Origin of the sequence: Streptomyces sp. CC208A, from assembly GCF_030010625.1 — a bacterium.
Taxonomy (GTDB): domain Bacteria; phylum Actinomycetota; class Actinomycetes; order Streptomycetales; family Streptomycetaceae; genus Streptomyces.
In genome coordinates this window covers 157,130-181,794 of the sequence record NZ_JASCXN010000013.1, presented here as the reverse complement: position 1 = coordinate 181,794, position 24,665 = coordinate 157,130, and the positions used below count along the sequence as shown (strand labels likewise).

Below are 24,665 nucleotides of genomic sequence, written 5' to 3'. Positions count from 1 at the left end.
GCCTCTCCGCAGCCCGTCAGTAACCCCGAACACCCCGGTTACACCGTTCGATTGACAGACCCACGCGGAGCGGCATCGGGGGATTCCTGCGCAGGTTCGGTGACTGCGGCTGGTGACGGTCGTTGGGCGGACCATGAAGAAGATCATCACCGCCGCCGCACTCGCCCTCACGGCCCTCGCCCTGGCTGCTCCTGCTCACGCCGACGACGACAGCAACTTCGGCCCCGGAGTCAACGCCGCCAACAACTGGAACTTCAGCGCCGCCTCCGTCTGCTTCCAGGAACTGGCGGTCGTACCTGTGGGTGGCGCGTGGACGGGCGACACCTTCAACCACTGCACCAACGGCAACGTCATCAACCACGGAAACTGACCACTCCATCCAGGAAAGCCAGCGACGGCGGGGCCAACACGTTTCGGTATTGGCCCCGCCGGTGTGCTCGGAGTGTCAGCTGCTCGTGATCAGGCGGGCGACGAGGGCCCGGGCAGCTGGGCTGAGGCCGTTGGTGATCTCCTGGGCGTAGGCGGTGTTCGGGCGGGCGGAGAGGTCCTGGACGACGCCCCAGTTCTCGGCGATGAGATGGAGAGCCTGCCTGGATCGCTGAATAGTGTCCCGTCGGTGGACGGCGAACTCCTCGGCGCGCTGGCGTGCCTCGGGCCAGGTGATGTCTCCCCTTTCGACGAGCTCGGCCAGAGCCGGGGTGGTGTCGCCATCGGCGAGGCGGACGGTGTCGGCATTGATCACGTACTGCCGGAGCCGTTCTGTCTCCAGCCGCTCGTTCAGCGCGGCTGTGGCGTCGGCGAGGGTGATCTCGCTTTCGGTGACCTGCTCGGCGAGGTCGGGGGCGTGCTCGCGGAGGTGGTCGTACTGCTTCTGTAGGGCGGCGGCCCGAGCCTTGCGCTCGGCGACTGTGTTGTAGGCGTTGTCGAGGCTGAGGGCGCCGATGCGGACCTGCTCGGCGAGCTCGCGGGAGTACGTGAGGACGACGTTGGCGGCGGAGAGGCGGCTGCGGCTGAGGCCGTGGAGCTTGGCCATGCCGCGGAGGGAGTGTCCCGAAAATGAACAGGCCATCACGGTGATCATGGCCTCCTGGCCCTTGCTGATGTGCCGGCGGAACATGTTGTTGGAGAAGATCAGCGCCGTGGGGTCGTCGCCGGTGTAAGTGGTGAAGCGGGGCTCGACGCCGGCGATCTCGCAAGCGGCGAGACGGTTGCGGCCGTCGAGGAGGACGCCGTCGACGTCGAGGACGATCGGCTCGAGCTGGCCCTCGGTCCTGATCGACTCGGCGAGGTCGAGCAGCTCGCCCTGGCTGAGCATCGGGAACAGGCTGGTGACGGGGTGGATCTTCAGGGCGTGCTCCTTGTTGTCGGCTGGTGTGGGGGCGGCACCCTTGGGTGCTCTGCGGTGGTGTAGGGGCCTGGCTGTTGGATGGCTGGCAAAGAGGCTCTCTGTGGCTGTCAGCGGCGTCGGTGGCGTTGCTCGACGGGGGGCGTGGGTGCCGTGGGCTGGGGGGGGGTTGGGCCTGGTGTCCGCTGGGCGCGAGCGCCATGGTCGATCGGCGGCGGGCGGCTTCGGCGCGGGGGTTGGGGGCGGGGTTGCGGCTGGTGTGCTGGATGCGGGTGATCAGGACGCGGGCAGGCTGGCGGGCGGTGGTGAGTTCGCGCTGGGCGGCGGCCTCCTTCAGGAGCTGGTGGGGTTTATGGCCGCCGGCTTCGGCGTCGGCGAGGACTGTGGCGAGGGCCGGCCAGGCGGGGTCGGTGAGGATGCGGTCGGCGTGGTCCGGGACGGCGGCGCGGACGTCGTGGGCCAGGGTCCGGCGGGCCTCATCGTTTGGCCGGCGGGTGGTGAGGTTGCCGACAACGGGCGTGAGGGCCTGGTCCGCGGCGGCCTGGAGGTGCTGGAGGGTCTGGCGGGCTGCTTCGGCCTGGTGGGCGTGGTTCTTCGCCTCGTGCCAGCGGGCGGCGACGATCGTGGCCCAGACGAGGGCGGCCAGCAGGGTCGCCAGGGCGCTGCCGTCGGGACCGGTGGCGGTGCGGACGAGGTCGCGGGCAGCCTTGCGCAGCGTGTGGGCGGCCTGGTGCTCGGCGCGGATCTGGGAGCGCTGAGCGCGGGCGAATGCCCGGGAGGCTGCTCGGAGTTCGGCGTGGAGGTGGACGGGTGCTTTCTGGGCGGTGGCTTCGATGAGTTCGCCGAGCGCGGTGATGTGGGCCTGGGCGTGGGTGTCGTCGGCCATGCCGGTGTGGAGGGTGTCGAGGGCGTCGGTGGCCTGGTGCCAGGGGGTGGCAGGTTGGTCGCGGCGGGCGGTGGGGTGCTCCTCCGGCGCGGTCGTCTCCAGGCGGGCCTTGAGCTTGGGGAGGGTGAGGTCGGGGGCGATCTTGCCGCCGGGGTGGAAGATCTGGTCGCCGTCCTTGTTGAGATCGCCGGGGCGGCCGACGGCGTAGCCGAGGAGGTCGCCGGAAGGTCCGCGTCGGGGTTTGACCACGATGCCGTCGGCTTCGAGGTAGGCGAGGAGTTCCTCCGCGCTGCCGGCGTGGGGGATGGCGGCGCGGATGCGGTCCTGGAGCCAGTCGCGGCTGGTCTGCTCCCAGCCGAGGCGTTCGGCCTTGTGCATCTCGGCCTGGGTGGGCCGGCGTCCGGCGGTGCGGTCGCCCTTCTTCAGCCGGCGCAGACCGTAGTCGTTCTCGATCTGGCGGCAGACGTCGCCGACACGGATGCCGCTGTCGTGGAGCTTGGGGCGGCGTCCGTCCTCACGGACGGTGGTGGCGAGGATGTGGATGTGGTCGTCCGCGTGACGTACGGCGATCCAACGGCACGCCAGGTCGTCTCCGGGCGGGGCGATGCCGGCGGCTTCGACGATCCGCTGGGCGATCTCGGCCCACTCCGTGTCAGAGAGGCGGCGGTCTTCGGGGGCGGTGCGGACGGGGCAGTGCCAGACGTGGTCGGTGACCTTCCTGCCGAACTCGCTGTTCCGAAGACGGACGGGCTCATCGAGGTGACGGGCGAGCTCGGTGAGCGTGGAGTCCGGGTCGCGGCCTGGGTCGGGCATGCCGAGCATGGCGAAGCCGGCGACGATGTGCGGGTCGGTGTGCTCGTCGTGGCGGCCGGGGCCGTAGAGGTAGGCGAGCAGGCCGCGGGTATTGGACCCGGCCGGTTTGATGGCGGCAATCACGCGGCCAGGTCCTTCCTGGAGTCGGCGGGTTCGCGCAGAGCCTCGGCGATCAGCTCCAGCAGGCGGTGCAGCTCGTCGAGACGGTGGCGGATGTCGGGTGGGGTGAGGTCGCTGTTCAGCGCGCGGGCGATCTGGTTGACGTTGACGCCGATCCGGTTGAGCTCGCGCAGCACCTGGGCGCGGAACATGTGGGTGCGGCGGCGGTCCTCGGACAGCGGCAGGTTCGCCGTGAACCTGCCGGACACGAACGCCAGGACGATGTCGGCGGCGAAGCCGGATTCCCCCTTGTAGCCGTGCTCGGCAGCGGCCTCCTGGAGGCTGGCGTGCTCGTCGCCGGTGAACCGCAGCGGTCCGACACGGACGGTCCGCTTGGTGCCGGTGAAACGGCGGATCGCCGGCTGCACGCTCTGCACCGCACGCTCACTGGCTGTCGGTTCGGTGGCGGGTGCGGGGTGGAGGATCTGCTGCTGGACGGCGTGGAGCTCGTCCTGGTCGGGTCCGCCCTCGGTCCCGGCCTCCTGGTCCGGCGCCCCCTGGCGTCGGGCCGTCTCCGCCACCCCCGGGGCGGAGATCCCCGAAGACCGGCCTTGAGTCGGACTCGGGGTACTACTGGCTCCGCCAGGAGCAGCCCGTCCGAACGCCAGCCGCAAACGCCCCAGCAGCGTAGACGACTTCGCCAGCGACGACAGCTCGTCGGAACGGTGATCGGCGTGGTGGGGGTGGTGCGTCACGATCGGGATCTCCGGGACGGGAGGGAGGATGGGAGAGGTGGTCGTCAGCCGTTGCGGGAAGTGCTCAGTTCGGCCTTGACAGCGCGGACGATGGCACCGGCATCGTCGCTGGCGACCGTGTATCCGTCGCCGCGTACGGCCTGCTCCAGGAGGTCGCGGGACAGGCGGCCGTGCTTGTCATGGAGCTGGTGGGCGTAGTCGCGAAGGACGTCGGCGGTGGCGCGCGGTTTGCCGCCGGCCCGTTTCCGCTTCGACGTGGGGCGTTTGGCAGGTGGGATGTGCGGGCCGTTGCCCGTGGGCGGCGGAGTGGCCTCTTGCGGCAGGGCCGACCGATTCGGGCGGGCCGTCGATTCCGGGCCGGAACGGGCGGTCTGTTCCGGGCTGGAACGGGCAGTGGGATTCGGGCGGGCGCCTGGGTGGGTTTCCTCGTCGCCCGGATCTGACGGATGCGGACGGGCGATGTCCTCTGCCCGGCCCTTGCCGTCCGCCTGCCCGTCGCCGTCCGCCCGGGAGTGGTCGGGCTGTGCTGCGGGCTGCCCGGCGGGCGTGGTCCAGCGCTCGGGCAGGTTGATGGTGGCCAGGGCGGCTGCTTGACGGCGGGTGGCGAGCTGGCGCAGCAGCTGCTCGTTGCGGTGCGGGTCGGCGTCGATGCCGGAGCGGGCCAGGGCCCTGGACAAGCGGCGCACGGCGCGTCGGCCCGCCCGCCCGGTGCGCTGCTCGGGCGTCATCTCGGCGAGGCGGGCGGCCAGGGCGACAGCCCGCTGCGTGGCCCGGTCGCGGATGATCTCGGCGGCGCCCTGGTCCTGCTCGACGATCCCCAGGCGGGCGAGCAGCCGCTCGCGGGCCTGCCGTGTGAGGACGGCGGCGAGCCCGCGGGAGGCGGCGTCGGGGGTCCGCTGGCGCAGCTCGATGCCCATGGCCAGGTGCCACAGCACGGCGGCCATCACCGGGCCGGTGAAGGCACGCACGGTGCCACCGACCGGGCCGGACTCGGCGTAAGCGGGGATGGTCTGCATCGCGGTGATCACCCAGACCAGAACTCCAGGCAGACCCGCCGCCTGCCTCGGACCGTGCAAGTTCTGGCGAGCCATCAGGGCCATCGAGAACAGGGCGAGCTCGGCGGCGGCGAACATCGCGGTGCGCTCAGCGGTGTTGCGCATGTCGAGGTAGTGGGCGGCGAACCGCCAGCTCGTGTCCGCGCTGTAGGCGGTGCACACGAGCGCCGCCACGGTCGCTGTGACAACGGCGACCGAGAGACGCCGCTTCCGATCGCGGGTGTGGCCTTGGCTAGATAGGGCCCTCATGCCCGCACTCCCGTCGCCGTGACGACGAGCTCTGGGGCGGTGCCGGCCTGGGGTGCGGTGACGAGCAAGGGTGGTTCTCCACGAGCTATGAGGGCGGGGCGCTTACGCTGCCCCCTCTCCAAGGAGGGGGCAGCGCGTACGCGCCAAGGGTGTGAATGCGCCGTTCGATGGCGCGTAGGCGTCTGATCTGCGGTTTCCCGAGATTCGTACGCGGCGAAGGCGGTGCGTACGCGCCCCCGGCGGGTCGGGGTGCGTACGGCACCGCGTACGGGTCCGCCGGTCAGGAAACGGCGGTCATGTGGCGGGTGACGGCCTTCCAGCGGGTCGCCTGGCCGCCCCCGGTGCCACCACCGGCACCGGTCTCCTGGGTGGCGTGTCCGCTCTTGGTGAGGTTCTCCAGGCGACGCCTCGCCCTGGCGATGTCCGCCGCGATGGGCTTCTCCTCGCCGGTGATCTGGGTGGCGAGCTGACGGGCGGTGAGCCCGTTCGCGCCCGCCTGCCGCAGGAGGGTCAGCGGGTCGAGGCTCGTGTCGACGCGCGAGGTGCCACGAGGGTGGTCGTGGATGATCGGCAGCGGGCCGATCTCGTCGTCGATCGTCTTGAGGTGGTGGAGGTGGACCACCGGGTCCCCTGCCGCGCCGCTGAGGAACAGGACGCTTCCCGCGCCAGCGGTGAACCAAGCCGAGCCGTAGACCTGGTCGAGGACAGGGCGCTGGGTGCGCGAGGCGTCGGGACCCTGCTTGCGCTGGTGGTGCAGTTCGAGAAGCTCGACGCCGTTGCGCAGGAGCTGCTGGCGGGCGTTGTTGTACGCGAGGCCGGCCTCGTCGTCGGTGAGCTTGCCGACCACGTCCTTGAGGCTGTCGATCACCACGGTGTCCGCCCCGTGTTCGGCGGCCAGCTCGGCGAGAAGCTGCGGCTCGGTGTTGAGCGAGGCGGGCAGCGGTCCCGACCAGAAGACCAGGCGCCGACGCAAGATGTCCCGGTCGGCCTGGTGCACGACCCGGGTGAAGGCACGGGCGAGCTGGCTGGGCCGGTCCGCGGCGATGTAGAGGACCTTCTCGCCCTCGCGCACGGGCATGTCCAGGACCTGGGAGAGCAGGCCGAGGCGGGCGAGGACGATCTGCTGCGCGATCGTCGACTTTCCGACGCCTGGTGGCCCGACGAGCATCAGGCTCTCACCCGAGGCCCATGCCGCTTTTCCCGGCGTCCCCCACACGGGCTCGGTGGTGGCCGGGGTGTCGGTGACGAACGACCAGCCGTCCACGGCGTACCGCTGGAGTCGGCCGTCGGAGCTGCGGCGGGCGCGGTCGGCGGCCTCGCTCAGCGATGCCGCCAGCAGGCTTCGTACCTCGGCCGGGTCAGCTCCCGGCGCGGTGGCGCCCTGGAGCACGCGGACTGCCGTGGCCTGCAGGACGCGCAGGTCGGCATGGCTGCGGATGATGTCCGCGTAGTACGAGGCACCCGACCCCACGGCCGCCGAGGTCGCCAGGGAATGCAGGTACTGGGGGCCGCCGACGCGCGTGAGGTCGCCCGTGGACTTCAGCTGGTGGGACAGGGCGATCGCGTCGGTCGGCGCTTCCTGCCTGCGCAGTTCCAGCAGGGCGTGCCAGATCGTGGTGTGCGCGGGCCGGAAGAAGTCCCCCGGCTCCAGCACCTGCCGGACCTCGTCGATGACCGCGCCCTGGAACATACAGGCCCCGAGTACGGCCTTCTCGGCCTCCGCGTCGTGGGGCGGGGTGGCCGTGACGCCGATCGCGTCCTGCGGGCTGGGGTGGGAGTGAGTGAATGGTGCTTGCCACTGCGGGGTCGTACCCTGGGGCACAGAGCTTCCTTGTCTCGGGCCGATACGGACTGGCAGGTCCCGGCACCGTGTAGATCGTTTTGGGCGGTCGTCTTGGGAGTCGCTGCGGCCTTGGTGCTCCAACACCGGGGCCGCTTCTCTGTACGGATCTCAGGCGGCCTTCTCGTACCGCGATGCGGTCATCAGGTCGGCCAGTCGTGCCGCGCTGTGCGGGCTGATCGTCGTGGTGAATCCGGCGCAGACACGTCGCAGGGCCTGGGCCCGGGCTTCCTCCTGTCGCGCGGCTCGGGTCGTCGTGGGGGTGGTCGGTGCTGTGCTCGCCTCGGGCAGCAGGCGCACGGGCAGCTCCTCGTGGGCGGTGCGGGGATGGCAGTCCCCGCACCGCGCGGGTCGTCGGGCGGTCGGTACATCGCGCCGCCTCCGAGTGCTCCAACACCCGGGGACGTGCATGCCGCCGGCGGACGACTGGCAGGTCGACCGCCGCAGCAGTGCCCCCAAGGATCCAGAGAATTCCCGGTTTACCTAACCGGCGATTTGCTGCTATGTTTCCGCCCGCCGTGAGCGGCGCCGCCCCATCGAGCAGCCCTCAGAGCTGGTTCTGCTCGATGTCGATGCGGTCCCAGTCGAAGACTCCGCTCGGCTTGCTCGACGCGTCGATGACCACACCGGAGAAGAGGAAGCGGAGCACCGCGTTGCGCCGCTCGTCCGTCATCTCGTCGGCCTCCCAGGCAGCTCTGGCCCCCGGCCCCGTGAGCCCGTCGAGCAGCTTCACCGGCCGCACGACCATCCGCCGCTGGGCCTTGGCGATCCGGTCGGTGATCTCCTTGCGCATCGCCCGGTACTCCGCCGTAGAGATCTCCTTGGCGGTCCACATCTGGTTGAGCTCGGCGAGCTGCTGCTGGTCCGCCTCCACCGCCTCGGTCAGGGCGTTCGTGGGTGTGGCGGAGGCGAGTTGGCCGGAGACGGTGAGTCGGCCGAGCAGATCGATCGCGGCCTCGGTGACGAACTCCTCCAGCTTCACAGCGGCGATGCGGCGGACGCACTTCTTGTCGTCGTTGCGGCTCTTGCGCGTGCACAGGTACGAGGGCGCAGCACCGACCTTGGTGCCGGACATGAGAGTGCCGCAGCGCCCGCACATGACCAGGCCGCGCAGCAGGTAGAAGCGGCGCAGCTCCAGGTTGGTCTGGTGGATCGCGGACCGGTACTCACGGCGGGCGCGCACCTCGGCCCAGGTGCCGGCGTCGATGATGGCGGGCCACTTCCCGGGGCCGACCTCCTCGCCCCGGTGCATGCGGATGCCAGCGGCGTGGCGGGAGTCGAGCAGGGCCCGGACGGTGCCCTGGGTCCATTCCTTGCCGTACACGGTCTTGATGCCGCGCTTGTGGAGGACGAGGGCGATGGTGACCGGGCTCTGGCCCTTGAGGTAGCGGTCGAAGACCTCGCGGACGATCTTGGCCTCGTCCTCCCTGACGGTCATGCCGTCGGGCTCGTACCCGAACCGCCGCTTGCCCGAGTGCGGCATGCCGGTCTCGGCCCGCTCCGCGAGCGCGGACTTCAGGCGGCGGGAGGTGTCGTCGGAGGAGCGGCAGGCGTGGGCGACCTCGATGCGGAGGATGAAGCGGTCGTCCGGGTCGGAGAGGTTCCGGCGGTTCGCCTCGCCGTGCAGCACGATCTCCTGCTCGTCGGAGACCTGGAGCAGCTCCTCCAGGTCGCGCGGCTGCCGCATGAGCCGGTCGGGGTGGTACGCGATGATGTGCCGGAACTCGCGGCGCCGGGCACGTTCGAGGAGCTGGTCCCAGCCGGGGCGCTTGCGGTTGCGGCGCCAGGCGGAGCGGCTGTTGTCGACGAAGACGTGGGCGGGGTCGATGGCCAGGCCGCGCCGTTCGGCGATCTCCCGGCAGATGCGTTCCTGTCGGTCGACCCCGGTCTGGTCGTCATCGTCGGCCTGGGATATTCGGCAGTACAGGGCGGCCGGTTCACCTGGGGTGATGGTCGGCTCTCGGTGCTTGGGGCGGGGCATGGCACCGATGGTATGAGCAAGGCTTGGGCTCGCCCAACTTCCGGCACCCGGTGACGCTGGCCAAGGAGCTGATCTCGCTCGACGACATCTCCGGCGGCCGGGTCACCCTCGGCATCGGCGCGGGCGGCAACGGCTTCGACGCCACCGTGCTCGGCCAGGCTCCATGGACGCCGAAGGAGCGGGCCGACCGCTTCGCCGAGTTCGTCCCGCTGCTCGACCGGCTGCTCACCGAGGACGCGGTGACGGAGAGCGGCACGTTCTACTCGGCCGACGAGGCCCGCGACATCCCCGGCTGCGTGCAGCGCCCCCGGCTCCCCTTCGCGGTCGCGGCGACCGGCCCGCGCGGCATGCGGCTCGCCGCCCGGCACGGGCAGGCCTGGGTGACGACCGGCGACCCGAAGCTGTACGAGACGGGTACGGCGGCCGAGTCGGTGGCGGCGCTGCGCGGCCAGGTCGAGCGGCTCGGCAAGGCGTGCGCGGAGATCGGCCGGGACGTGACCGAGCTGGACAAGATCCTGCTCACCAGCTTCACCCCGGAGAAGAACGCGGTGCTCGACTCCCTCGAAGGCTTCGTGGACTTCGCCGGCACCCACCGCGACCTCGGCTTCACCGAGATCGTGATCCACTGGCCGGTCCAGGACTCGCCCTTCGCCGCCGATCAGACCGTCTTCGAGACCATCGCCACGGAGGCCCTCGGCCGACTCGGCCGATGACCTACCCGAGCCTGCTGCTGGGGTGCACCTCGCGCTCGATGCGCGGCAGGATCTCGGGGAGGTAGATGCCCTGGATGGCGGACTCGTCGCCGTGCCGCTCCCAGTGCTCGCGGCTGGCCCAGCGCTCGACGAGGACGAACCGGCCGGCCGTCTCGTGGGACTGGTACGCCTCCCAGCTGAGAAGCTGTTGTCTTTCCGTACTTGATCGCCGCGTTGTCGCTGGTCAGGCATAGTGCCGGGGTTTTCGTGGCAGGCAGAGCACGTCGTGTCGGCGTGACTGTGGAGGTGCGGGATGCCGTCGGTGATCGGACTGCTGGAGGAGCGGGAACGGGCGGCTGCTCAGCGGGTGGAAGTGCTGCGGGCGGAGGCGGACCGGGTGCTGGCCGCGTTGCGGGAAGCGGAACTCGACTGGGAGCGGTTCGTCGTCTCCCGGGAGACCGTGGTCGAGGTTCTCGCCGGCCCGGTCGGTGCGGTGGAGACCGGCACGTCGGCGTCCGGGGATCCTGAACCGTCGCCGTCGCCGTCGCCGTCGCCGTCGCCGTCGGGTGCGGTGCCGGGGTCGGTGGTGCCCGCGTGGTGCGAAGGGCTTGTGGTGTCGGTGCTGTCGCCGGAGTATCAGCGGATCATGGCGGTTGTGGACGCCTCGGAGTCGGCGTTGACCTGCAAGGAACTCGCCTCCGGGCTCGGGGTGGAGCCGGTGGCGGCGAAGGTGGAGGGGGTGCGGTCGAAGGCGAACCGGCTGGTGCGGCGGGGCTGGCTGGTCAAGGAGCCCTCGGGCAGGTTCACGCTCGCCGCGGGCCTGCGAGGCGGCGGGTCATGAGCCTGGTCATCGACCACCGGATCACCGCTTCGCTGCTGTCGGGCCGCCGCTCGTGGTCTCGGGCCAGGCGGCGCGAGCGGAGCAGCCAGGCGAACGTGCGCTCGACCACCCATCGGCGTGGGAGCACGACGAAGCCGGAGACGTCATCCGTGCGTTTGATCACGGTGACGACCAGGTGCAGCATGTTCAGGGCCCAGGTGATCAGGGTTCCGGTGTAGCCGCTGTCGGCCCACAGTCTGGTGATCGTGGGGAAGCGGGCGCGCAGGGCGGGCAGTATGTCGGCGGCGGCCTGGCGGTCGGTGACGTCGCCCGCGGTCACGTTGATCATCAGCAGAAGGCCGATCGTGTCGCAGATCAGGTGCCGGCGCCTGCCGTTGATCTTCTTCCCGCCGTCGTAGCCCCGGCTGCCCGTGCCGACGACCGCGTCGGCCTTGACCGACTGCGAGTCGATGACCGCCGCGCTCGGCTCCGGCTCTCGCCCCTCGGCCTCGCGGACCTTCCCGCGCAGCCGGTCGTGGAGCTCGCCGATCAGACCGTTGTTCCGCCAGCGGCGGAAGAAGGCGTAGACCCGGTCCCAGGCCGGGAAGTCGACGGGCATGGCCCGCCACTTGATGCCGTTGTCGACCACGTAGAACACGGCGTCGAGCATCACGCGGTGGCAGTAGCTCTCCGGGCGTCCGCCCCGGCCCTCCAGCCATCCGGGCACCGGCAGCAGCGGCCGGACCCGCTGCCACTCGGCGTCCGTCATGTCCGTGTCGTAGGCCCTGGCGCGGTCGGGCTGATCGGCCGCGTTCCCGAACCGGCGAGCGAGGCAATCGCACGCCGGGACCGCCGAGTTGAACTCATCCGTCTCGACCGCGTACAACAGGGACAACAGGGCCTCCTGGCGTGTTCGTGGTCTCAGCAACTCCGAACTGCGCCAGAGGCCCTGTCTCCATGCACGGCCGGGGCAGAATCACCCGACCCGACAGTCGTTTTCGATCACACCGCACTCAAGATCGATAGGACAACGGCTTCTGACGCAGCCGTCCTCGGCGAGGCAGACCGGGCGCATCCGGGTGAGGGCGTCGGCGACCGGGGCGATGTCCTCGGGGGTCTTGGTGTCGATGATGACGATGAGGTCGAACACTCATGCTCCTGCGGGACGGTGTGGTGTGGTGTGGTGTGGGACAGGGCCGGACCGGCCGGGTCCGTCAGGTCCGTCAGCGGACGCGGCCGCTCAACCACGGCGTGAGCGTCGTCATCGGGACGAGCTCCTTGTAGGTCTCGCCGCCGGGCACGGGGACGATCAGCCACTGCCCCGGCGGGAAGAACCGCCCCTTCACGTGCGCGAGACCGGTGTGGACCGCCCGGACGAAGCCGGGTACGGCGTCCCTCGGCACATCGGCGAACTCGACGCCGTCCACCGTGATCCTGGCGTCGTCCTCGGGATACAACTGCACGGAGACGTAAGGGGATCCGCCGAGCTCGACGAAGGCCTCGTGCGGCAGCGAACCGTCCTCGTCGAGCACGCTGAAGGCGCCGGCGGCGGTACGGCGGGAGGTCTGGTCCGCGCCGATGTCGTCGGCGACCGTGATCTCCAGGTGGAACTCCCGGGCGAGCGCGCGAACGGCCTCGACGGCGGCCTGGGTGCTGGGCAGGTGCGGGTGGGCCATGCCCCGATCATGCCTCAGGGAAGCGGATGAACTCCGGCGGTACGGCGGGGGTCAGCCAGACCCCGTTGGCGCTGAGCCGGAAGACGTGACCGGCCCGGTGCATGGCGCCGGAGTCCACGCTCAGCACCACCGGCCGGCCGCGGCGCGCCCCGACCCTGGTGGCGGTCTCGCGGTCGGGGGAGAGGTGCACGTCGTGCCGGGCCATGGGCCGCAGCCCCTCCGCCCGGATCGCGGGGAGCCGGGCGGCGACCGTGCCGTGATAGAGGTACGCGGGCGGCTCGGCGGCCGGCAGGTCCAGGTCGACCGCGACGGTGTGGCCCTGGCTGGCGCGGATCCGGGTGCCGTCGACCGCGAACCGCCGCTTGTCGTTGACGGCGACGACGTGGTCCAGCTCCGCGCGGCTGATCGGGAAGCCGTGGGCGGCCGCGGCGGCGAGCAGGGCGTCGATCTCGGTCCAGCCGTTCGGGTCGAGGGTCAGCCCGATCCGCTCCGGCTGGTGCCGCAGATGCTTCGAGAGGTACTTCGACACCTTCACCGTGCGACGTTCGTCCATCGTTCTTCCCCGTTCAGGTTTGATCCACAGCCAAGTCAAGTTATCCACAGGCTGGTTGGGAATTCTGTGGACAACTGAACCGAAGAATCAACTGCTTTAGTGGACCGTGGGGGCATCAGGGGGATTTGTCGCAAGTGCGTCCAATGTTCTTTTGTGTACTTCCCGTTCGGTGGCCGCCGTCACGAAGGCCGCCACGTTCTCCGCGCCGACCAGCGCCTGGACGGCCCTGACCGTGCCCGCCGGTATCCGCACCGGACGCGACTCGTCGTCCTTCACGGGGGGCGGAGCCTCGGGGGACAGATGGATCTGGAGGTGACGGGTCGCCAGGATCCGCATGGCCCGCGCCAGTTCCGCGTCCACCGTCTGCTGGGCGAGCGGTCTGAGCCGCCGCACCATCGTCGCCGCCTCGGCCGCGTCGGAGTCCGTCGGCGGCCGGTGCTCCAGGTAGCGGGCGAAGACGTACTCGGTGGTGAACTCCAGGAAACGGCCCGCTATGTGCTCGACCTGCTCCCGCAGTTCCCTCAGATGCCCGGTGATCGCCGACAGGGGGACGCCCGCCGCGTACAACTCCACGGCCACCGCCAGCTCCTGGGGACTCGGAACCAGGTACTCCTCGGCGTCCCGGCCGGGCAGCCGCTCCAGGACACCGAGCTCGACCGCCTCCCGTACGGCGTCCTCGTCCGGGGTCCCGCCGAACCGGGCGTCGAGCTCCGCGCGGGTGATCCGGGCCGCCTCCTCGTCCGTCCACGGCCCCTGGACCTCCGCGACCAGGCCGAGCACCCCGCCGAGCCCCCGGCCCGTGTCCCACGCTTCGAGCAGCTCCTTGATCGAGGCCAGGGTGTAGCCCCGGTCGAGGAGGTCGGCGATCTGCCGCAGCCGGGCCAGATGGCTCTCCCCGTACACGTTCGACCTGCCCCGCCGCTCAGGACGGGGCAGCAGGCCGCGGTCCTGGTAGGCGCGGATCGTCCGGACGGTGGCCCCGCTGTGATGGGCGAGATCCTCGATCCGGTACTCCGGCCGCACTGCTGACTGCTCGGACAAACCCGCTCCCACCGACCGATCCGTTCCACCCCGCCCCGCGAGGCCCCTGCCGCGAGGGATCGTACGACCGCCGCCCCGCCCCGCACCCCGGCCGACAGCCCCCTCACCCACACCGGCGGCCCCGTCACCTTCCCTGCGCCCCCGCCCCCGCCCCCGCGGCCCCGTCGCGCCCCCTTATGCCGGCGGCTGCCAGCGGGCCAGGGTGCGCAGGACGCCCGGGGCCAGTCGGGAGAGGACGTGGGCGCCGCGCGCCTCCGGGGTGACCGGCACGACCGCACGGTCGTGCAGCACCGCGTCCAGGATCGCGTCGGCGACCTTCTCCGGCGGGTAGTTCCGCAGGCCGTACAGGCGCGCGGCCTTGCGCTGCCGCCGCTTCTCCTCCGCCGGGTCCGTCACCCCGGCGAACCGGGCGGTCGCCGTGATGCCGGTGTTCACGATCCCCGGGCAGATCGCGCTCACCCCGATGTCCCGGCCCGCCAGCTCGGCCCGCAGGCACTCGCTCAGCATCAGCACCGCCGCCTTCGAGGTGCTGTACGCCGGCAGCGCCCGCGAGGGCTGGAAGGCGGCCGCCGAAGCGGTGTTGACGATGTGGCCGCCCTGCCCGCGCGCCACCATCTGCGCCCCGAATATCCGGCTCCCGTGGATCACGCCCCACAGGTTGACGTCCAGGACCCGCTTCCACTCCTCGCCCGTGGTGTCGAAGAAGGAGCCGGCGAGCCCGATCCCCGCGTTGTTGACCAGGACGTCGACGGTCCCGTACTCGGCGGCCACCTTCGCGCCCAGCTTCTCCATCGCCTGCTCGTCGGAGACGTCCACCGCCTCGCCCCAGGCTTCCGGCGCGCCGATCAGCCGGGCCATCTCCGCCGTCCGGGCCGCGCCCTCGCCGTCCCGGTCCACCGCCACCACCCGCGCCCCGGCCTCCGCGAAGGCGAAGGCGGTGGCCCGCCCGATGCCGCTGGCGGCGCCGGTGACCAGGACCAGCTGCCCGCCGAACCGCTCCGCGTACTCCGGCCGCACGCCGCCCTTCGCCGCCGACTCCGCCGCCGGCCGGGGCGCCCGCGTCGCCGGCTCCTCGTGGGTGCGGACGAAGTCCGTGACCCACGCGGCCAGCAGATCGGGCCGGGTGCGCGGCACCCAGTGCTTGGCCGGCAGGCTCCGCCGGGCCAGCTCCGGCACCCAGTCGCCCAGGTCGTCGTAGAGCCGCTCGGAGAGGAAGGCGTCCCCGGTCGGGGTGATCAGCTGCACGGGCGCGTGGGCGAAGGCGTCGGGACGCGGCCGGGACAGGCGCGCCCGGACGTTGTCCCGGTACAGCCAGGCGCCGGTGGCCGCGTCACCGGGCAGCGACGCCGTCGGGTAGTCGCCGGCCGGGAGCTTCTCCACCCGCTCCAGCAGCTTCGGCCACCGCTTGCCGAGCGGCCCCCGCCAGGCCAGCTCCGGCAGGACCGGGGTGTGCAGCAGGTACACGTACCAGGACTTGGCGCCCTGCCCGAGGAGCTGCCCGACCCGGCGCGGGGTGGGGCGGGTCATCCGCCTCTTGATCCAGTGCCCGAAGTGGTCGAGCGACGGGCCCGAGATCGAGGTGAAGGAGGCGATCCGGCCCTCGGTGCGCGGCACGGTCACGAACTCCCACGACTGCACCGAGCCCCAGTCGTGGCCGACGAGGTGGACCGGCCGGTCCGGGCTGACCGCGTCCGCGACGGCCAGGAAGTCGTCGGTCAGCTTCTCCAGGGTGAAGCCGCCGCGCAGCGGCGCCGGCGCCGTGGAACGCCCGTGGCCCCGGACGTCGTACAGCACGACGTGGAACTCCTCGGCGAGCCGCACCGCGACCTCGGACCAGACCTCCTTCGAGTCCGGGTAGCCGTGCACGAGCAGCACCGTCGGCCGGTCGGCCTCGCCGAGTTCGGCGACGCACAGCTCGATCCCGCCCGTCCGGACCCGGCGCTCCCGCGCCCCCTTGAGTCCCGCGCCCGCCATCACACCGCTCCTTCGTTCCAGCGCCGCACGTGCGGCAGGTCGTCGTCCAGCCAGAACGCGCTCTGCTCGGGGTCCCTGGAGTCGGTGACGACCAGGATCTCCTCGAACTTCGCGCCCGTCCCCCGGAATCCGAGGTGCGGCTCGACCGCCCAGAGGCCCGGAGTGGGCGGGTGGTCGGAGAACTTGTAGGGGGACCAGAGCGGCGACCAGCCGTCCCGGTGCCCGTGCAGCGCGTCGCTCACCAGGCCCTTGAGGGACTGGGCGCCGAAGCCGAACAGGGTCGGCGCGAACCGCCGCTCCTTCACCCGGCCGATCTTGTGGGCGATCACGCCGAACGGATAGGCCCGGTGCCGGTTGGCGTACCCCTGGCGGACCATGAGCCGGTCCACGTCCTCGTATATCTCGCGCAGGCTCCGCCGCTCGCGCACCTCGCGCAGGATCAGCTCGCGGTGCTCGCGCAGATCGGCGAGCAGCTTGTCGTGGAGCGGGTTGAGCCCGAGGCAGCCGCTGTAGCCGATGTCCGCCGCGTACCCCTTGTACACGGGCGCCATGTCGAGGATGAAGGGCATCCCCGCCTCCAGGCGCCGGTCGGTGGGGAAGAACTGGAGGGGGATCTTGAAGTCGACGAAGGCGGTGCGGTCGCCGAACCAGGCGAAGGGCCGGTGGAACCAGTCCTTCACCCCCCGCTCGTACAGCCACTCCCGCTGCATCCGCGCCGCCTCGCGCTCGGTCACGCCCGGCTTGAGCTGCGCCGCGACCGCTTCCGCGCAGGCGTAGGAGAGCTGCTGTACTTCCCTGAACCCCCGCAGTTCCGCGGCCAGTTCACTTGTCGCTGCTGAGGTCATGCCACCCGCCCGTCCGGTGTGAGCGTACGGTCGCACTCCGCTTCCGTAACTTGACATCGACGAATGTGACAATGCTTGGCGGCTGCGTCAAGAGGTGTGGACGACGGCCTGTGGAAAACTCGGCCCGCCCGGGACCCGCCCGGGGTCCGCCCGGGACCCGCCCGAGATTCATCCGAGGCCCGTCCGGAACTCACCCGAGATCCATCCGGAACCCGCCCGGGGCTTACCCGACCCCCGCCCGCTCCCCGAACGACTTTGGTCGCGACCTCCCCCCGGGATGTGTCCTCCCGAAGTCGGAGAAGGATCGAGCCGTAGGGCTGACGACCGCTGTGGCGTTCACCACTACCGTCGAAGCGTGACTGTGATCGCCACCGAAAGCCTCAGCAAGCGGTTCCCCCGGGTGACCGCTCTCGACCGGCTCTCCCTGGACATCGGGCCCGGTGTGACCGGACTGGTGGGTGCCAACGGAGCCGGCAAGTCCACGATGATCAAGATCCTGCTCGGTCTCTCCCCCGCCACGGAGGGCCGCGCCGAGGTCCTGGGCCTCGACGTCTCGACGCACGGCCCCGAGATCCGCGAGCGCGTCGGCTACATGCCCGAGCACGACTGCCTCCCGCCGGACGTCTCGGCCACCGAGTTCGTCGTCCACATGGCGCGGATGTCCGGCCTGCCGCCGGCCGCCGCCCGCGAGCGGACCGCCGACACCCTGCGCCACGTCGGCCTGTACGAGGAGCGCTACCGCCCCATCGGCGGCTACTCGACCGGCATGAAGCAGCGGGTGAAGCTGGCCCAGGCCCTGGTCCACGACCCCAAGCTGGTCCTCCTCGACGAGCCGACCAACGGCCTCGACCCGGTCGGCCGGGACGAGATGCTCGGCCTGATCCGCCGCGTCTGGACCGACTTCGGCATCTCGGTCCTGGTCACCTCCCACCTCCTCGGCGAGCTGGAGCGGACCTGCGACCACGTCGTCGTCATCGACGGCGGAAAGCTGCTGCGGTCCAGCTCCACCAGCGACTTCACCCGCACCACCACGACCCTCGCGGTCGAGGTCACCGACTCCGACGCCCACCCGGACGGCACCGGCGCCCTGCGCGCCGCCCTCACCGAGGCCGGCGTCACCCTCCACGCGGGCGTCGAGGAGGGCCTGCCCGGCGCCGGCCACATCCTGCTCCTTGAGGCCCCCGGCGAGGAGACGTACGACCTGGTGCGCGACACCGTCGCCGCCCTCGGCCTCGGCCTGGTCCGCATGGAGCAGCGCCGCCACCACATCGCCGAGGTCTTCCGTCCCGAGGCCGCGCAGCACGAGGAGGTCAAGGCCCGATGAGCACCCCCGCCCCCGACACCACCCGGATCCACAACATCGGATACCGGTCCTACGACGGCCCCCGGCTCGGCCGCTCCTACGCCCGCCGCTCGCTCTTCTCGCAGTCCCTGCGCGGGGCGTACGGCCTGGGCCGCAGCGCCAAGTCGAAGGTGCTGCCGATGCTGCTCCTCGCCGTGATGTGCGCGCCCGCGCTGATCGTCGTCGCCATCGCGGTGTACACGGAGAGCGGGAAGCTGGCGATGGAGTACACCCAGTACGCGGTCTACCTCCAGCTCGTCATCGCCGTCTTCCTGGCCTCCCAGGCCCCCCAGTCGGTCTCCCGCGACCTGAGGTTCCGGACGGTCCCGCTGTACTTCTCCCGTCCGATCGAGCGTATGGACTACGTGCTCGCCAAGTACGGGGCGATGGCCTCGGCCCTCTTCATCCTCACCGCCACCCCGCTGCTGATCATGTGGATCGGTTCGATGCTGGCCAAGATGGACTTCGCCGAGCAGACCAGGATGTTCGGCCAGGGCCTCGTCTCCGTCGCCGTCCTGTCGGTGCTCTTCAGTGGCATCGGCCTGGTCATGGCCGCGCTCACCCCCCGCCGCGGCTTCGGCGTCGCCGCCGTGATCGCCGTCCTCGTCATCTCGTACGGCGCGGTCTCCACCCTCCAGGGCATCTCCTACGCCACCGACAACACCGGCTCCATCGTCTGGCTCGGCCTCTTCTCCCCCCTCACCCTCGTCATCGGCCTGCAGAACGCCTTCCTCGGCGCCCCCGCCTCCTTCCCCGCCGAGATGGAGGTCGGCGCCGGAGTCGGCACGGTCTACCTGCTGGTCGTCCTCGGCCTCGTCGCCGCCTGCTACGGCATCCTGATGGCCCGCTACCGGAAGGTCGGACTGTGAGTACCCTGCACATCGACCACGTCTCGCGCTGGTTCGGAAACGTGGTGGCGGTCAACGACATCACGATGTCGATCGGCCCGGGCGTCACCGGCCTCCTCGGCCCCAACGGCGCCGGGAAGTCCACCCTCATCAACATGATGGGCGGCTTCCTCGACCCCTCCACCGGCAGCGTGACCCTCGACGGCGCGCCGGTCTGGCGCAACGAGTCGGTCTACCGCTCCATCGGCGTCGTCCCCGAGCGGGAGGCGATGTACGACTTCCTCACCGGCCGCGAGTTCGTGGTGGCCAACGCCGAACTCCAGGGCCTCGGTGCCGCGGAGGCCCAGCGGGCGCTGGCCACCGTGGAGATGGAGTACGCGCAGGACCGGAAGATCGCCACGTACAGCAAGGGCATGCGGCAGCGCGTGAAGATGGCCTCGGCCCTCGTCCACGAGCCGTCCGTGCTGCTGCTCGACGAGCCGTTCAACGGCATGGACCCCCGCCAGCGGATGCAGCTCATGGAGCTGCTGCGCCGGATGGGCGCCGAGGGCCGGACGGTGCTGTTCTCCTCGCACATCCTGGAGGAGGTCGAGCAGCTCGCCTCCCACATCGAGGTGATCGTCGCCGGCCGGCACGCCGCCTCCGGGGACTTCCGCCGCATCCGCCGCCTGATGACCGACCGGCCGCACCGCTACCTGGTCCGCTCCAGCGACGACCGGGCGCTCGCCGCCGCGCTGATCGCCGACCCGTCGACGGCCGGCATCGAGGTCGACGCCGTCGACGGAGGACTGCGGATCCAGGCCGTCGACTTCGGACGGTTCACCGAACTGCTGCCACAGGTGGCACGCGCGCGTGGGATCCGGCTGCTGACGGTCTCGCCGTCCGACGAGTCCCTCGAATCCGTCTTCTCGTATCTCGTCGCGGCCTGAAAGGAGCACGACCCCGATGTACGACCCCACTGTCGCCCGGCTCACCTACCGGGCCCTCCTCGGCCGCCGCCGGGCGGCGATCCTCTTCCTCCTGCCCGGCCTGCTCCTGGTCATCGCCACGGCCGTCCGCGTCCTCAACGGCGCCGACGACCAGGTCGCGGCCGACCTCCTCGGCGGCTTCGCGCTGGCCACGATGGTGCCGCTGATCGGCGTCATCGCCGGCACGGGCGCGATCGGCCCGGAGATCGACGACGGCTCCATCGTCTACCTGCTCTCCAAGCCGGTGAAGCGGCCGACGATCATCACCACCAAGCTGATCGTGGCCATCGCCGTGACCATGGTCTTCTCGGCCGTGCCCACCCTGATCGCCGGCTTCATCCTGAACGGCAACGGACAGCAGGTCGCCGTCGCCTACACGGTGGCCGCCCTGGTCGCCTCCATCGCCTACAGCGCGCTCTTCCTGCTGCTTGGCACGGTCAGCCGGCACGCCGTGGTCATCGGCCTGGTCTACGCCCTGGTCTGGGAGGCACTGTTCGGCTCCCTGATCGCCGGCGCCCGCACCCTCAGCGTCCAGCAGTGGGCGCTCGCCCTCGCCGAGAAGGTCACCGGCGAGGGGCTGATCAGCTCGGACGTGGCCCTGTCGACGGCCGTCGTGCTGCTCGTCGCCGTCACCCTCGGCGCCACCTGGTTCGCCGGGCACAAGCTGCGCACGCTGACCCTCGCCGGCGAGGAGTAGGACCACCCCGGCCGGAGCGCCGGAGGGGACGGGCCAGGGGCCCGGCGGTCACCGACGGACCACTCGCCGGGGCGCCGCCGGGCGACCGGACTACTGTGGGCTCGTACGTGGACCGAACACCCTCATCCACCCTCGGGAGTCAGTCATGTCAGACCGCTTCGACGTCGTCGTACTCGGAGCTGGCCCCGGCGGCTACGTCGCCGCCATCCGCGCCGCCCAGCTGGGCAAGCGGGTCGCGGTCGTCGAGGAGAAGTACTGGGGCGGTGTCTGCCTGAACGTCGGCTGCATCCCCACCAAGGCGCTGCTCCGCAACGCGGAGCTCGCGCACATCTTCAACCACGAGGCCAAGACCTTCGGCATCAAGGTCGACGGCACCGTCTCCTTCGACTACGGCGAGGCGTTCCGCCGCAGCCGCACGGTCGCGGACGGCCGCGTCAAGGGCGTCCACTTCCTGATGAAGAAGAACGGGATCACCGAGTTCGACGGCCGGGGCACCTTCCTCGACGCGAACACCCTCCAGGTGGCGAAGGCCGACGGCACCACGCAGACGATCACCTTCGACAACTGCATCATCGCCACCGGCGCCACCCCGCGCCTGCTGCCCGGCACCTCGCTCAGCGACCGCGTGGTCTCGTACGAGCAGCAGATCCTCGCCGAGGACGCCCCGAAGTCGATCGTCATCGCCGGTGCCGGCGCGATCGGCATCGAGTTCGCGTACGTGCTGAACAACTACGGCACCAAGGTCACCATCGTCGAGTTCCTCGACCGGATGGCCCCGCTGGAGGACGAGGAGGTCTCCAAGGAGCTCGCGAAGCAGTACCGCAAGCTCGGCATCGACGTCCTCACCTCCACCCGCGTGGACGCGATCGACGAGTCCGGCCCGCAGGTCCGCGTCACCGTCACCGGCAAGGACGGCTCCCAGAAGGTCCTGGAGGCCGACAAGGTCCTGCAGGCCATCGGCTTCGCCCCGAACGTCTCCGGCTACGGCCTGGAGAACACCGGTGTCGCCCTCACCGAGCGCGGCGCCATCGACGTCGACGGCCGCTGCCGCACCTCCGTGCCGAACATCTACGCCATCGGCGACGTCACCGCGAAGCTGATGCTCGCGCACACCGCCGAGGCCATGGGCGTCATCGCCGCCGAGACCATCGCGGACGCCGAGACCATGGAGCTCGACTACGCCATGATCCCGCGCGCGACCTACTGCCAGCCGCAGATCGCCAGCTTCGGCTACACCGAGGCGCAGGCCCGCGAGAAGGGCTACGACGTCAAGGTCGCCAAGTTCCCCTTCATGGCGAACGGCAAGGCGCACGGCCTCGGCGACTCCACCGGCTTCGTCAAGATCGTCGCCGACGCGAAGTACGGCGAGATCGTCGGCGCCCACCTGATCGGCCCCGACGTCACCGAGCTGCTGCCCGAGCTGACCCTGGCCCAGCAGTGGGACCTCACCGTCCACGAGGTCGCGCGGAACGTGCACGCCCACCCGACCCTGGGCGAGGCCGTCAAGGAAGCGATCCACGGCATCGCCGGGCACATGATCAACTTCTGAGTCCCGCCCGGCCCCCGAAGCGGCGCTTCGCCGCCCGCGCGGAAGACCGTTCGCGCGGAAGACCGTTCGCGCGGAAGACCGACCGCGCGGAAAACCGCCCGCGCGGAAAACCGTTCGCTCCCGAACGGCGGTCCGGCGCACACTGGTTGTGCGGGGGACACGGGGGATTCCCCGAGGGGCGGCCGCTTCGAGCGCGCGGACCACGTGACCGCGCGGGCCGCCCCTTCGACACGGAACAGGGCCCGCCTCCTGTGAAGGAGGCGGGCCCTGCTCCGTACGTCTCGGACTCGGGGTCAGGCGGCCAGCAGGCGCTCCAGGACGACCGCGATGCCGTCCTCCTCGTTGGAGGCGGTCACCTCGTCCGCGACCGCCCGCAGCTCCTCGTGGGCGTTGCCCATCGCCACCCCGTGCGCGGCCCAGCCGAACATCGGGATGTCGTTGGGCATGTCGCCGAAGGCGATCGTCTCGGCCGCCTTCACACCGAGCCGGCGCGCCGCGAGCGAGAGGCCGGTGGCCTTGCTCAGGCCCAGCGGCAGGATCTCCACGATCCCCGGACCCGCCATGACCACGTCGACGAGCCCGCCGACGGTGGCGCGCGCGACCGCGGTCAGCTCGTCGTCGCCCAGCGTCGGGTGCTGGAGATAGAGCTTGGTCAGCGGCGCCGCCCACAGCTCGGCCGGGTCCTCGTACGACACGTACGGCAGCGGGCCCTCGTGCGGCCGGTAGCCGGGGCCCATCAGGACCTCGCCCTCCAGGCCGTCCCGGCTCGCGGCGAGGGCCAGCGGGCCGACCTCCGCCTCGATCTTGGACAGGGCGAGCCCGGCGAGCTGCCGGTCCAGGGTCAGGGAGGTCAGCAGCCGGTGCTCACCGGCGTGGTAGACCTGCGCGCCCTGGCCGCAGACCGCGATCCCCTCGTAGCCGAGGTCGTCGAGGATGTGCCGGGTCCAGGGCACCGCCCGGCCGGTGACGACGATGTGCGCGGCGCCCGCCGCCGTCACCGCGGCGAGCGCGTCCCGGGTGCGGTCGGAGACGGACTCGTCGGCCCGCAGCAGCGTGCCGTCGAGGTCCGTCGCGACCAGGCGGTAGGGGAAGGCGCTCACTTGACGATCGGCTCCAGGAGCTCACGCCCGCCCAGGTACGGCCGGAGGACCTCCGGGACGCGCACCGAACCGTCGGCGAGCTGGTGGTTCTCCAGGATGGCGACGATGGTGCGCGGGACGGCGCACAGCGTGCCGTTCAGCGTGGCGAGCGGCTGGACGGTCTTCTTGCCGCCCTGCTCGTCCCGCATGCGGACGGAGAGCCGGCGGGCCTGGAAGCCGTCGCAGTTGGAGGCCGAGGTCAGCTCGCGGTACTTGCCCTGGGTGGGGATCCACGCCTCGCAGTCGAACTTCCGGGAGGCCGAGGCGCCGAGGTCGCCGGTGGCGACGTCGATGACCTGGAAGGGCAGCTCCAGGGAGGTGAGCCACTGCTTCTCCCAGTCCAGGAGCCGCTTGTGCTCGTTCTCCGCGTCCTCGGGCGCGACGTACGAGAACATCTCGACCTTGTCGAACTGGTGGACGCGGAAGATGCCGCGGGTGTCCTTGCCGTACGTGCCGGCCTCGCGGCGGAAGCAGGGCGAGAAGCCCGCGTACCGCAGCGGCAGCTTGTCGGCGTCGATGATCTCGTCCATGTGGTACGCGGCGAGCGGGACCTCGGAGGTGCCGACCAGGTAGTAGTCGTCCTTCTCCAGGTGGTACACGTTCTCCGCGGCCTGGCCGAGGAAGCCGGTGCCCTCCATGGCGCGCGGGCGGACCAGCGCGGGGGTGAGCATCGGGATGAAGCCGGCCTCGGTGGCCTGCGCGATCGCCGCGTTGACCAGCGCGAGCTCGAGCAGGGCGCCGACGCCGGTCAGGTAGTAGAAGCGCGAGCCGGAGACCTTGGCGCCCCGCTCGACGTCGATGGCGCCGAGCGCCTCGCCCAGCTCCAGGTGGTCCTTGGGCTCGAAGCCCTCGGCCGCGAAGTCGCGGATGGTGCCGTGCGTCTCCAGGACGACGAAGTCCTCCTCGCCGCCGACCGGCACGTCCGGGTGGACGATGTTGCCGAGCTGGAGGAGCAGGTTCCTGGCCGTCTCGTCGGCCTCGTTCTGCTCGGCCTCGGCGGCCTTGACGTCGGTCTTGAGCTGCTCGGCCCGCTGGAGGAGCTCGGCGCGCTCCTCGGGGGTGGCCTTGGGGATCAGCTTGCCGAGCGCCTTCTGCTCGGAGCGGAGTTCGTCGAAGCGGACGCCGGACGACCTGCGCCGCTCATCGGCGGAGAGCAGGGCGTCGACGAGGCCGACGTCCTCTCCACGGGCGCGCTGGGAGGCGCGAACACGGTCGGGGTCCTCACGGAGCAGGCGAAGGTCAATCACCCCACCAGGCTACCGGTGTGCGCTCGTGCGCCCCGACCGGATATAAGGGCGCGTGTTGGTATGCCCGAATTGCCGAAATCTTACGGGTTGCGGAAACGCACCCCGCCTCAAGTTATCCACAGGGTGTGCGGAAGTTCTGTGGATTCCTTGGGTGTCACCTCCGAAAGAGGTGATCGAACTCCATCCACGCACTCATTTCGAGGGGAATCGCTCCCTCCGGAGAGTGAGTACCGGTAGCCCGTTCTGACGTC

The 24,665-nt window shown here is 71.0% G+C and carries 22 protein-coding genes and 3 pseudogenes; 8 read left to right on the top strand and 17 right to left on the bottom strand.

Annotation, left to right across the window (positions count from 1 at the left end):
* Nucleotides 1-133: 133 nt before the first annotated feature.
* A complete protein-coding gene (locus tag QK442_RS17000; RefSeq protein ID WP_071267676.1) occupies nt 134-370 on the top strand; it encodes a hypothetical protein in 237 nt (78 codons plus the stop codon).
* A 75-nt stretch (nt 371-445) separates the two neighbouring features.
* On the opposite strand, the gene QK442_RS16995 is transcribed toward QK442_RS17000, so the two are convergent.
* From QK442_RS16995 to QK442_RS16965, 7 genes and pseudogenes are all read right to left on the bottom strand, one after another.
* On the bottom strand, nt 446-1,315 hold the full coding sequence (locus tag QK442_RS16995; protein WP_282694775.1) for a ParB/RepB/Spo0J family partition protein: 870 nt from the start codon (nt 1,313-1,315) through the stop codon (nt 446-448).
* Between the two features lie 140 nt (nt 1,316-1,455).
* A pseudogene (locus QK442_RS16990) lies at nt 1,456-3,167 on the bottom strand (mobilization protein).
* Nucleotides 3,164-3,355: a plasmid mobilization relaxosome protein MobC gene (mobC, locus tag QK442_RS16985; RefSeq protein ID WP_282694786.1), complete on the bottom strand. Its 192-nt coding sequence runs from the start codon at nt 3,353-3,355 to the stop codon at nt 3,164-3,166. The pseudogene QK442_RS16990 and the gene mobC overlap by 4 nt, the downstream one beginning before the upstream one ends.
* A gap of 587 nt (nt 3,356-3,942) precedes the next feature.
* Complete coding sequence (locus QK442_RS16980; protein ID WP_282694774.1) at nt 3,943-5,127, bottom strand: hypothetical protein; 1,185 nt, start codon at nt 5,125-5,127, stop codon at nt 3,943-3,945.
* Between the two features lie 355 nt (nt 5,128-5,482).
* Nucleotides 5,483-7,024, bottom strand: a complete 1,542-nt coding sequence (locus QK442_RS16975; RefSeq protein ID WP_282694773.1) for a DnaB-like helicase N-terminal domain-containing protein — start codon at nt 7,022-7,024, stop codon at nt 5,483-5,485.
* A gap of 129 nt (nt 7,025-7,153) precedes the next feature.
* Entirely contained in the window at nt 7,154-7,342 is a 189-nt protein-coding gene (locus QK442_RS16970) for a hypothetical protein (RefSeq protein WP_125505406.1), read from the bottom strand.
* Between the two features lie 247 nt (nt 7,343-7,589).
* Nucleotides 7,590-9,023: a recombinase family protein gene (locus tag QK442_RS16965; protein ID WP_282694772.1), complete on the bottom strand. Its 1,434-nt coding sequence runs from the start codon at nt 9,021-9,023 to the stop codon at nt 7,590-7,592.
* A 29-nt stretch (nt 9,024-9,052) separates the two neighbouring features.
* Here QK442_RS16965 and QK442_RS16960 point away from each other — a divergent pair.
* Nucleotides 9,053-9,736, top strand: a pseudogene (locus tag QK442_RS16960) (LLM class flavin-dependent oxidoreductase); the annotation flags it as partial.
* A 1-nt stretch (nt 9,737) separates the two neighbouring features.
* Here QK442_RS16960 and QK442_RS16955 read toward each other — a convergent pair.
* A pseudogene (locus QK442_RS16955) lies at nt 9,738-9,905 on the bottom strand (antibiotic biosynthesis monooxygenase); the annotation flags it as partial.
* A gap of 123 nt (nt 9,906-10,028) precedes the next feature.
* Between QK442_RS16955 and QK442_RS16950 the strand changes: the two are divergent.
* Nucleotides 10,029-10,556: a hypothetical protein gene (locus tag QK442_RS16950; RefSeq protein ID WP_282694771.1), complete on the top strand. Its 528-nt coding sequence runs from the start codon at nt 10,029-10,031 to the stop codon at nt 10,554-10,556.
* Here the strand turns inward: QK442_RS16950 and QK442_RS16945 are convergent.
* From QK442_RS16945 to QK442_RS16915, 7 genes are all read right to left on the bottom strand, one after another.
* Nucleotides 10,519-11,304, bottom strand: coding sequence for an IS5 family transposase (locus QK442_RS16945; RefSeq protein ID WP_282694770.1), 786 nt, complete (start codon nt 11,302-11,304; stop codon nt 10,519-10,521). The two genes, QK442_RS16950 and QK442_RS16945, sit on opposite strands and share 38 nt — an antisense overlap.
* A 207-nt stretch (nt 11,305-11,511) precedes the next feature.
* Nucleotides 11,512-11,685 carry a hypothetical protein gene (locus QK442_RS16940; protein ID WP_282694769.1) on the bottom strand — a complete coding sequence of 58 codons (174 nt, stop codon included), beginning with the start codon at nt 11,683-11,685 and terminating at the stop codon, nt 11,512-11,514.
* A 73-nt stretch (nt 11,686-11,758) separates the two neighbouring features.
* Nucleotides 11,759-12,211, bottom strand: a complete 453-nt coding sequence (locus QK442_RS16935; RefSeq protein WP_282694768.1) for a hypothetical protein — start codon at nt 12,209-12,211, stop codon at nt 11,759-11,761.
* A 7-nt stretch (nt 12,212-12,218) separates the two neighbouring features.
* Nucleotides 12,219-12,764 carry an RNA 2'-phosphotransferase gene (locus QK442_RS16930; protein ID WP_282694767.1) on the bottom strand — a complete coding sequence of 182 codons (546 nt, stop codon included), beginning with the start codon at nt 12,762-12,764 and terminating at the stop codon, nt 12,219-12,221.
* Nucleotides 12,765-12,860: 96 nt separating this feature from the next.
* Nucleotides 12,861-13,805, bottom strand: a complete 945-nt coding sequence (locus tag QK442_RS16925; RefSeq protein WP_282694766.1) for a MerR family transcriptional regulator — start codon at nt 13,803-13,805, stop codon at nt 12,861-12,863.
* Nucleotides 13,806-13,979: 174 nt separating this feature from the next.
* Nucleotides 13,980-15,779 carry an SDR family oxidoreductase gene (locus QK442_RS16920; protein WP_282694765.1) on the bottom strand — a complete coding sequence of 600 codons (1,800 nt, stop codon included), beginning with the start codon at nt 15,777-15,779 and terminating at the stop codon, nt 13,980-13,982.
* On the bottom strand, nt 15,779-16,624 hold the full coding sequence (locus QK442_RS16915) for a M24 family metallopeptidase (protein WP_282694764.1): 846 nt from the start codon (nt 16,622-16,624) through the stop codon (nt 15,779-15,781). Before QK442_RS16915 ends, QK442_RS16920 begins: the two co-directional genes overlap by 1 nt.
* A 361-nt stretch (nt 16,625-16,985) precedes the next feature.
* Between QK442_RS16915 and QK442_RS16910 the strand changes: the two genes are divergently transcribed.
* The 5 genes from QK442_RS16910 (at nt 16,986) to lpdA (ending at nt 22,028) form a co-directional block, all read left to right on the top strand.
* Nucleotides 16,986-17,948: an ABC transporter ATP-binding protein gene (locus QK442_RS16910; RefSeq protein WP_282694785.1), complete on the top strand. Its 963-nt coding sequence runs from the start codon at nt 16,986-16,988 to the stop codon at nt 17,946-17,948.
* Nucleotides 17,945-18,835 (top strand): ABC transporter permease, encoded by an 891-nt coding sequence (locus tag QK442_RS16905; RefSeq protein ID WP_282694763.1) that lies wholly within the window; start codon nt 17,945-17,947, stop codon nt 18,833-18,835. The genes QK442_RS16910 and QK442_RS16905 overlap by 4 nt, the downstream gene beginning before the upstream one ends.
* The gene (locus QK442_RS16900; protein WP_282694762.1) at nt 18,832-19,743 is read left to right on the top strand and encodes an ABC transporter ATP-binding protein; all 912 of its coding nucleotides are present in this window, start codon (nt 18,832-18,834) and stop codon (nt 19,741-19,743) included. The genes QK442_RS16905 and QK442_RS16900 overlap by 4 nt, the downstream gene beginning before the upstream one ends.
* A gap of 16 nt (nt 19,744-19,759) precedes the next feature.
* Entirely contained in the window at nt 19,760-20,479 is a 720-nt protein-coding gene (locus QK442_RS16895) for an ABC transporter permease (protein WP_282694761.1), read from the top strand.
* 145 nt (nt 20,480-20,624) lie between these two features.
* A complete protein-coding gene (gene lpdA / locus QK442_RS16890) occupies nt 20,625-22,028 on the top strand; it encodes a dihydrolipoyl dehydrogenase (protein ID WP_282694760.1) in 1,404 nt (467 codons plus the stop codon).
* A gap of 293 nt (nt 22,029-22,321) precedes the next feature.
* On the opposite strand, the gene QK442_RS16885 is transcribed toward lpdA, so the two are convergent.
* Nucleotides 22,322-23,128 (bottom strand): HAD family hydrolase, encoded by an 807-nt coding sequence (locus QK442_RS16885; RefSeq protein ID WP_282694759.1) that lies wholly within the window; start codon nt 23,126-23,128, stop codon nt 22,322-22,324.
* A complete protein-coding gene (gene serS, locus QK442_RS16880; protein ID WP_282694758.1) occupies nt 23,125-24,414 on the bottom strand; it encodes a serine--tRNA ligase in 1,290 nt (429 codons plus the stop codon). Before serS ends, QK442_RS16885 begins: the two co-directional genes overlap by 4 nt.
* Nucleotides 24,415-24,665: the final 251 nt, after the last annotated feature.